Below are 1,435 nucleotides of genomic sequence, written 5' to 3'. Positions count from 1 at the left end.
GCGGGTGCCACCTCCGCCGCTGGAACCGCCGGTGAGGGCGTTGAAGGTGGAGGCGAACTGGTACTTGCTCTGCTGGGTGCCGCTGCACGTGTCGGAGTAGGTGCCCACCGAGGCGCACGCCTGGTCGCGGCCGAGCGACCAGTAGGCGAGCTCCTGGATGCCGTTGGACTGGGCGAAGCTCTCCAGGCTGGAGGCGTCGCCGGTGGTGAAGACCTCGTTGGTGGAGTCATTGACGCCGAGCATCGGCGTGTTGCCCTCCATCGCCCACAGCTGGGCCGAGCTCTTGCCGGTCCAGATCTGCCCCAGCTGGCTGTGCAGGCCCTGGGCGGCGCTGATCGCGGCCTGGCCCATCTCCTCGTCGGGGCCGTAGTCCATGGTCATGATGTTGACCAGGTTGACGTTCACCCCGTGGCTCTTCGCGTTGTTCAGCAGGCTGAGCGCGTTGGACTCCAGGCCGGTGGTGTCCACCGGCAGGGTGTAGTCGACGGTGAGGGTGCGGCCCTGGGAGGCGTAGTAGGACTGGAGGTTGGCCAGCGCCTGGTTGCGGCGGTCGTTGGCGGCCGTGTCGTCCAGCGTGGCGCCTTCGACGTCGAGGTCGATCCGGGTCAGGTTCAACGTGTCGACGACCCGCTGGTACTGGGCCTGGAGGGACGCCACCGAGGTGCAGGCCTCGGCGAGTTCGGTGCCGGACGCGCCGCCGAAGGAGACGATGGCGTCGCCGCCAGAGGCGCGCAGGGTGTTGACCGCGCCGGTCCATCCGGCGTCGTCGATCGCGGTGTCGCCGTTGAAGGTGGCGTTGCAGCTGCCGCCGCCGTTGATGACGAAGGCGAGCGTGTAGTACTTCAGGCCCGTCGCCGACTCGGCCGCCGCGATGGCGCCTGGGGAGTTCCAGGCCTCCACGTAGGGCGCGGCGTAGTGGGCGGGGAAGCCGGGGCCGGGGTTGGCCGCGGCGTGAGCCGCCGGTGCCGCGAGCAGCATTGCTGACGCGGCGGTCAGCAGCACGGCGGACGGTGCGCAGGCATGCCGAAGACGCATGGTGACTCCGTGGGGGTGAGGCCGGAACGTGGGGGAGCGGCCGGGTGGAACGGAGTCAACTAGAGAGCATGACAGGGCGTCAAGAGTGAAAATTAGTAAACTTTCCTGACTAATGCGCCGTCAGGATTCCGACGCACACATCGGTCATATCTGATCTCTGCGTTCGAGCCCTGATCACAGGAGAGCGTTCTCCGCGTTTGTTTCACGACTCTTGACGTTGACATGACTTCAAGAGTTCAATCGGCGGGCCCCACCACCCCCACCGAGAGGTCTCGCCATGCTGTCTTCCCGCGGGCGCCTACGCGGCCGTCGCCGGCCCTTGATCGTGGCCGCCGCAGCCCTGCTCCAACTCCCGCTCGGCGCGGTCGCCCTGCACCCCGCCGCGGCGGTCACCCCGGCG

1 protein-coding gene is annotated in these 1,435 nt (G+C 68.2%); it reads right to left on the bottom strand.

Translation table 11 applies throughout. The features are described 5' to 3' along the window. The coding region (locus TR48_RS34280) for a chitinase (protein WP_084730002.1) at window positions 1–1,035 on the bottom strand (1,035 nt) is incomplete at its 3' end. Between the last annotated feature and the right edge of the window lie 400 nt (window positions 1,036–1,435).

This window comes from Streptacidiphilus neutrinimicus (assembly GCF_000787815.1).
GTDB lineage: Bacteria > Actinomycetota > Actinomycetes > Streptomycetales > Streptomycetaceae > Streptacidiphilus > Streptacidiphilus neutrinimicus.
Note: the sequence above shows the minus strand (reverse complement) of the source record. Positions and strands in the feature narration are given on the sequence as shown.